Consider the following 6280-nt stretch of genomic DNA (forward strand, 5'->3'; position numbering starts at 1 on the left):
TAGTCTAACTGCGACGAAAAAGTGTTCCTAACTGACCCCAAAAAGTGTTCCTAATAAGACTGTATAGGCCGTCATAGCCATATAAACAATGTTAATGTGGTGAAAAAATGGCTCCGGCGGTAGGGATCGAACCTACGACAAATTGATTAACAGTCAACTGCTCTACCGCTGAGCTACGCCGGAATACTGAGGGCGATATAGCAATGCGGCTTTGCCACGTCTAGAGGCATTTACGTGAATTTCGTGATTTTCTTCAAAACTCTATCAAAGCAGTTTGAAAATGGCGGATTCTGTTGGTGCTCCTGCACGCGTGATCATATTTTTTCCTTCTAAATCAATGAGATGTGCAATAACATTACGCGTTGCGGCGGGTAGTAATGCAGTGGGTGTATCAGAATAAATTTTAGTAGCGATCGTGCTCGCTGCTGCTGGGGCAAGGCTAAGCTGTTGGATAATTTGTGCTTCGCGCGACTTTCGGTGTTCAATCAACCACTCAAGCCTCGACTTGGGATCTATAATAGGCGCGCCGTGCCCTGAATGTAGAATATTTGCATCAAGTCTTCGCAGCTTTTCACAGGACGCCATAAAGTCAGTTAAATCCCCATCGGGAGGTGACACCAACGAGCTGGCCCATCCCATGACAAGATCACCGCAAAATACGGCATCGTTCCAAGCTAAACACATGTGATTGCCCATGTGCCCGGGCGTATGCCATGCTGTGATCATCTGATCACCTGCTGAAATTTGTTCTCCATCGCTTATCAAAACGTCCGGACGAAACGCGGTATCGATACCTTCGCCACCGCCCTGCATGCCAGCTTCTAAACAAGCTTTCATAGCGTCGCTACGCCCTGCATCGCTTGGACCAAACGCGAGTATAGGCGCACCGGTTTTTTCTGAAAGGCGCTTTGCCAAAGGAGAGTGATCCACATGGGAGTGGGTTACCAAAATCTGGGTTATGCGCTGGGGGCTGGTGCATGCTGCCATAATCGCGGCCAAGTGAGGATCGCTATCGGGCCCTGGATCAATGACGGCGATGTCGTGATGTCCTAAAAGGTATGTGTTGGTGCCGCGATACGTCATTGGCGAAGGGTTCGGCGCAAGAATTCGTCGCAGCGCAGGTGCCAAAGTCACGGGTTTTCCGGCCTGTGGATTGAAATCATTTGGTGTCATCTGCTCTTTCCTCTTGCGCATGGGGTGGGTAGGTTATGACATGTCTTTTGATTGGCTCAAACGCTATATGCCGCGTAGCTTGTATGGCCGCGCAGCGCTTATTCTGGTTTTGCCAGTTGTAACTTTGCAATTGGTCGTGTCCGTCGTGTTCATTCAACGCCACTTTGAGGGCGTGACCAATCAAATGAGCCGAAACGTTGCACTGGAATTACGCTATCTCCTTGATAAAATGCAGGACTTACCAACGCAAGCGAGCGCGCTAGACGCCTCGCGCGAAATTTCAAAAAGCTTAAGGTTTGATTTGGTGTTCGTCGAAGAAGACGCAGTGCCAAAGCAGACTTTTCGCCGTTGGTATGATTTTTCCGGTATTGTGGTGGCGCGCACTTTGGCAGGACAAATAGAAGAACTTAGCATTGTAGAAATGCCAGACGACCGCCGCATTTCAGCATACGTGCAAACACGGCTTGGTCCTTTGGAAATTGCTTTTGATCGCCCTCGTGTGTCGGCGACAAATCCTCATCAGCTGCTTGTTAATATGGTATTTTTTGGTGTTTTGATGACAGTGATTGCCTACTTCTACTTGCGCAATCAACTACGCCCGATAACGCGGTTGGGCCGTGTTGCCGAAGCTTTTGGTCGTGGTCAAACGCTACCTTATCATGCGTCTGGTGCGATTGAAGTGCGTGCAGCAGGGAACGCATTTTTGGCAATGCGTGCACGAATTGAGCGGCAAATTGAGCAACGCACCATGATGTTGTCAGGGGTTAGTCACGATTTGCGTACACCGCTGACTCGGTTGAAATTGGGGCTGTCTTTGTTGGATGATGTAGACCGTGAACCGCTTGAGCGCGATGTCGAGGATATGCGTAAGTTGGTGGATGAATTTCTGAATTTCGCGAGTGGTAGCGCAGAAGGTGAGCACCAGCGCTGTGATCCCTCTGCATTAGCGCGTGGTGTGATTGAAGATGCGCAGCGTATGGGAACGGATGTTGTTCTAACAAAAGCGGATGAGGGCGAATTGGCAATGCTGAACCCTTTGGCCATTCGACGTGCCTTGGAAAATTTGATTGGAAACGCTGTTCGCTATGGGAACACAGCAGAAGTGGCTGTCCTGCGTACGGAAAAAACCATCGTCTTTCGGGTTGAAGATGATGGTCTGGGCTTGGCTGAGGAACTTCACGGGGCTGCGGTGAAGCCTTTTGTTCGATTAGATCCAGCGCGCAACCAAGACAAAGGCACAGGCGTCGGATTGGGTCTTGCGATCACCAACGATATTGCGCGTGCGCATGGTGGAACTTTGCGTTTTGGCAAAAGCGAGAAACTTGGTGGTCTACGTGCCGAGATCATTATTGGGGCTTAAATGCAAAACGCCCTGCCATGATTGGCAGGGCGTTTGCAAAATCTAATTCAAATCGCTCAGCGCGTTTCGATGTCAGTGTAGTTGCGTGATGTTTCACCAAGGTATAGCTGACGTGGACGACCGATCTTGTTCTGTGGATCTGCGATCATCTCTTTCCACTGGCTGACCCAACCTACGGTGCGTGACAGCGCGAAGATGGGTGTGAACATGGACGTTGGAAAACCCATCGCTTCAAGAATGATGCCAGAATAGAAGTCGACATTCGGGAACAGCTTCTTTTCTGCGAAATACGGATCAGCCAAGGCCGCTTTTTCCAATTCTTTCGCAACCTGCAGGATTGGGTTGTTGTCTACACCAAGCAATTCCAAAACTTCGTCTGCGGATTGCTTCATCACTTTGGCACGTGGGTCAAAGTTTTTGTAGACACGGTGGCCAAAGCCCATCAGGCGGAAGGGGTCGTCTTTGTCCTTCGCGCGTGCGATGAACTCAGGAATACGATCCACAGTTCCAATTTCTTGCAACATTTCTAGGCAGGCTTGGTTAGCGCCGCCATGTGCAGGCCCCCAAAGACACGCAACACCAGCTGCGATACACGCGAACGGGTTTGCACCAGACGACGATGCGAGGCGTACAGTCGATGTAGACGCATTCTGTTCGTGATCGGCGTGCAGCGTAAAGATGCGATCCATGGCACGGGCTAGAACTGGGTTCACTTCATAGTCCTCACAAGGGACTGCAAAACACATGCTTAGGAAGTTGGATGCGTAATCAAGATCGTTGCGCGGATATACGAATGGCTGACCGATTGTGTATTTATAGGCCATCGCAGCAATCGTTGGCATTTTCGCGATCATACGGATTGACGCCACTTCGCGCTGCCATGGGTCATTCACGTCTGTGCTATCGGGATAAAACGCGGACATCGCGCCAATCACGCCAGTCATAATCGCCATTGGATGCGCGTCGCGACGGAAGCCACGGAAGAAATTCATCATCTGCTCGTGGACCATTGTGTGATGCGTGACGCGGAATTCGAAATCCTCAAGCTCGGCTGCAGTTGGCAATTCGCCGTACATCAGCAAATAGCATACCTCGAGGTAGTGAGAATTCTCGGCCAGCTGATCGATCGGGTAACCACGGTGCAGCAGTTCACCTTTGATGCCGTCAATGAACGTGATCGTGCTGTCACAGCTTGCTGTAGACGTGAAGCCAGGATCGTATGTGAAAACACCCGCTTGTGAATACAATTTGCGGATATCAAGGACATCAGGGCCCGCAGTGGGCGAATAGATGGGTAGATCAATGCTTTGATCATCAATGGTCAGCTTCGCGCTGCGTTTTGCGGTATCGGACATATTATTTCCCTTTTCAAATCTACCTACCGCGCGGACCGCGTTCAGGTTTGTGTAACGGATGGGTCTTACCGAAGTCTTACCCGTTCTCAGATGCAGCGTCGGTTATGCGGCCAAGCGATTCCTCGCGGCCTAGAACCAGCAACATATCAAATACGCTTGGTGTCGCAGAACGCCCGGCAAGCGCTGCGCGCAAAGGACCAGCCATCTTGCTAAATTTAGTGCCATTCGCTTCGGCAAACTCAGCAGTGACTGCCTCTAAAGCGCCTCTGGTCCAGCTAACATTTTGCAGATGCGGCGTCAACGCGTTCAGTATACCACGGGATACTGAATCGAGCGATTTAAGAGCCTTTTCATCAGGCTGAATGGGGCGGTCAGAAAGGATAAATTCAGCTTTTTCAATAAGTTCATGGAAGGTTTTGGCCCGTTCTTTGAGGCAATCTAGACCCGATGACAAAAGCGCAATCCTATCTTTTGACATGGCGTCACTTCCTTTAGCCGCCAAAAAATCCAGAAGTTCTTGCTGCAAAGCAGCATTTTTTGAGCTTGCTATGTGTTGACCGCACAAATGTTCCAATTTCTTCGTATCAAAACGTGCCGGAGATTTACCGATTCCCGTCAAATCAAACCATTCTTTGGCCTGAGCATCCGAGAAGAATTCATCGTCTCCGTGGCTCCACCCCAATCGAGCAAGATAGTTACGCATGCCAGCGGCGGGATAGCCCATCAACTGATATTCTTGTGCACCCAAAGCGCCGTGGCGCTTGGACAATTTCTTGCCATCTGGCCCGTGAATCAGCGGAATATGGGCCAGCACAGGAACATCCCAGCCCATCGCCTCATAGACCATCATTTGACGTGCGGCGTTACTAAGGTGGTCATCGCCGCGAATAATATGCGTCACGCCCATATCGTGATCGTCAACAACAACAGCAAGCATGTAAACAGGCGTCCCATCCGAGCGCAGCAAAATCATATCATCCAACTGGTCGTGGCCGATTTTCACGTCGCCTTGGACCTCATCTTTGATCACCATCACACCGCCCTCAGGTGCGCGGACACGAATCACGAAGGGCAGATCGGGATGCGTGCTTGCATCGGCATCGCGCCAAGGGCTGCGATAAAGTGTGGATTTTCCCTCAGCACGCGCAGCTTCGCGGAACGCTTCGATTTTGTCCTGCGTCGCGAAACATTTGAACGCTTTGCCCGCGGCCAGCATTTCATTGGCCACCTCTGCGTGACGATCCGCGCGATCAAATTGGCTGATGACTTCGCCGTCATGGTCCAGGCCAAGCCATTCCATCCCTTGCAGGATTGCTGCTGTGTCTTCGGGTGTGGAGCGCGCACGATCCGTATCCTCTATTCGCAGCAGAAACTTGCCGCCGCGTCCGCGAGCATAAAGCCAGTTGAACAGCGCAGTGCGCGCGCCGCCGATATGAAGATAGCCGGTAGGCGAGGGGGCAAAACGTGTGACGACATCAGCGGACATAGCGCGATTAACCTTTCGGTAAGCATAAATTAGGTAAAGTTGACATCTGATATCTATCACAGCCCGCAAGGACAAGGAGCCGCGAACACACATGGGCCAAGCAAGCCGTTTGCGCGAGGGTTTAAGCGCAGAATTAGGGCAGGGCTTTGTGTGGTCACCTGTCTTACTTGGCTTGGGGGTATTGCTGTTTTTCCAAACTCCGTTTGAACCAAGTTTCGCGATTTTGGGTTGGGCTGGCTGTTGCGCTGGCCTAAGTGGCGTTGCTTTGCGTTATGTCAGCTATGCGTTGCGCCCGATTTTGTGGGCTCTCGCACTAATGGCAGCAGGATTTGCGTTGGCGGGTTTACGCAGTGCGACGGTTGCTGCCCGATCTTAGAGTGGCGATATTATGGGCCAGTCGAAGGGCGTGTAGTGGGGCTTGACCGCTCTGAATCTGGCGCGTTGTGCGTGACCTTGGATCAGGTGAAACTGGGGCGTCGTTTGGTGAATGAAACCCCTCAATTTGTGCGTTTATCGCTGTTTGGCTCTGACGGCGATCCACGTCCAAAAGCGGGCGCGCGCGTGATGGCGACAGCGCATTTGTCCCCGCCCTCTGGTCCCGCAGAGCCACACGGGTTTGATTTCCTGCGTTACGCTTGGTTTGGTGGTTTGGGCGGCTTGGGATATTCCCGCGTTCCAGTGCTGTTGGCGGCTTATCCGCCCGATGAAGTAACGTTCTTTTCGCTGCGACTTACGCTCTCTGAGCGTGTGCAAATGCATTTGAGTGGTCAAACAGGTGCCTTTGCAGCCGCATTAATGACAGGGGATCGCAGCGGGCTCTCTCAAGAAACACTCACCAATCAGCGCCACAGTAATCTTGCGCATTTGCTCGCCATTTCTGGACTGCATATGGGGTTGTTGGCGGGG

General features: G+C 51.6%; 6 protein-coding genes and 1 tRNA gene. 3 read left to right on the top strand and 4 right to left on the bottom strand.

The window, feature by feature from the left end; translation table 11 throughout:
• Window positions 1–108: 108 nt before the first annotated feature.
• Window positions 109–183 (bottom strand) — tRNA-Asn (locus QZ279_RS01770).
• Window positions 184–264: 81 nt separating this feature from the next.
• Window positions 265–1173 carry an MBL fold metallo-hydrolase gene (locus tag QZ279_RS01775; protein ID WP_293447185.1) on the bottom strand — a complete coding sequence of 303 codons (909 nt, stop codon included), beginning with the start codon at window positions 1171–1173 and terminating at the stop codon, window positions 265–267.
• Between the two features lie 40 nt (window positions 1174–1213).
• Here QZ279_RS01775 and QZ279_RS01780 point away from each other — a divergent pair, with 40 nt between their 5' ends.
• A complete protein-coding gene (locus tag QZ279_RS01780; protein WP_293447186.1) occupies window positions 1214–2533 on the top strand; it encodes an ATP-binding protein in 1320 nt (439 codons plus the stop codon).
• A 56-nt stretch (window positions 2534–2589) separates the two neighbouring features.
• Here QZ279_RS01780 and gltA read toward each other — a convergent pair whose 3' ends face one another.
• Window positions 2590–3888, bottom strand: coding sequence for a citrate synthase (gene gltA, locus QZ279_RS01785; protein ID WP_293447187.1), 1299 nt, complete (start codon window positions 3886–3888; stop codon window positions 2590–2592).
• A 76-nt stretch (window positions 3889–3964) separates the two neighbouring features.
• Window positions 3965–5374: a glutamate--tRNA ligase gene (gltX, locus tag QZ279_RS01790; RefSeq protein WP_293447189.1), complete on the bottom strand. Its 1410-nt coding sequence runs from the start codon at window positions 5372–5374 to the stop codon at window positions 3965–3967.
• Between the two features lie 91 nt (window positions 5375–5465).
• On the opposite strand from gltX, the gene QZ279_RS01795 reads away from it, so the two are divergent.
• Together QZ279_RS01795 and QZ279_RS01800 are read left to right on the top strand one after the other, a co-directional pair.
• A complete protein-coding gene (locus QZ279_RS01795) occupies window positions 5466–5750 on the top strand; it encodes a hypothetical protein (RefSeq protein WP_293447190.1) in 285 nt (94 codons plus the stop codon).
• A gap of 35 nt (window positions 5751–5785) precedes the next feature.
• The coding region (locus tag QZ279_RS01800) for a ComEC/Rec2 family competence protein (RefSeq protein WP_293447191.1) at window positions 5786–6280 on the top strand (495 nt) is incomplete at its 3' end.

The organism is Planktotalea sp. (assembly GCF_018607965.1).
Lineage (GTDB): Bacteria > Pseudomonadota > Alphaproteobacteria > Rhodobacterales > Rhodobacteraceae > Planktotalea.